General features: G+C 49.1%; 1 protein-coding gene. It reads right to left on the bottom strand.

The genetic code is table 11. The features are described 5' to 3' along the window. Positions 1-1,301: cadherin-like domain-containing protein (locus AB4583_RS02685; protein ID WP_372116325.1), on the bottom strand; the 1,301-nt coding region annotated here is incomplete at both ends.

Below are 1,301 nucleotides of genomic sequence, written 5' to 3' on the forward strand. Positions count from 1 at the left end.
GTAAGAATACCGTCGCCACCGTCGTAGGTCACACCTTCAACCGTTAGGTTGTCGCCTTCAATGTCCGTTGCACCTGTTAATAGGTCGGCATCGGTGAAGATGAGCGTGCCATCTTCTTCAACGCTGAACTGTTGGTCTTGAGGGACTGGCAGGTCATTAACTGGATTAACAGTAAGGTCAGCCGAAGCTTGAACCGTGTTGGTACCATCTGAGATATCGAAGCTGATATCGATGTCACCATTGAAGTTCTCATCTGGCGTAATCGTGAAGCTGCCGTCATCGTTTTGAGTAACGGTTGCATCACCGCCAACCGTTAGGCTGCTGGCCGTCAAGTCATCGCCTTCCACATCTGATGCTTGAGAAAGCAGCTGCTCTTGGCTTAGACGAATCGAACCATCTTCGTCGATTGAGTACGCTAGGTCGCCTGACACAGGTGCATCATCAACTGCCGTAACGCTCACATCGATGTTTGCAGAGACTGTATCGGTACCATCTGATACATCAAAACCAAAGTTTACGTCGCCATTGAAGTTCTCATTCGGAGCAAAGGTGTACGTACCATTACCGTTGTCGGTAAGAATACCGTCACCGCCATCGTAGGTCACACCTTCAACCGTTAGGTTGTCACCTTCAATGTCCGTTGCGCCTGTTAATAGGTCTGCATCAGTGAAGATTAACGTGCCGTCTTCTTCAACACTGAATTGTTGGTCTTGTGGAACAGGTAAATCATTTACTGGGTTAACCGTCAGGTCTGCTGAAGCTTGAACCGTATTGGTGCCATCTGAGATATCGAAGCTGATATCGATGTCACCGTTGAAGTTTTCATCTGGCGTAATCGTGAAACTGCCATCATCGTTTTGAGTAACGGTTGCATCACCGCCAACCGTTAAGCCGCTGGCTGTTAGGTCATCGCCTTCTACGTCAGAAGCTTGCGATAGAAGCTGCTCTTGGCTTAGACGAATCGAACCGTCTTCGTCGATTGAGTACGCTAGGTCACCAGACACAGGCGCATCATCTACGGCAGTTACGCTTACGTCGATGTTTGCTGACACCGTATCGGTGCCGTCAGACACATCAAAACCGAAGTTTACGTCGCCATTGAAGTTCTCATTCGGAGCAAAGGTGTATGTGCCATTACCATTGTCGGTAAGAATACCGTCGCCACCGTCGTAGGTCACACCTTCAACCGTTAGGTTGTCGCCTTCAATGTCCGTTGCACCTGTTAATAGGTCGGCATCGGTGAAGATTAACGTGCCATCTTCTTCAACGCTGAACTGTTGATCTTGAGGGACTGGCAGGTC

The sequence above is a fragment of the Vibrio sp. 10N.222.49.C12 genome (genome assembly GCF_041475025.1).
Classification (GTDB): domain Bacteria; phylum Pseudomonadota; class Gammaproteobacteria; order Enterobacterales; family Vibrionaceae; genus Vibrio; species Vibrio crassostreae_C.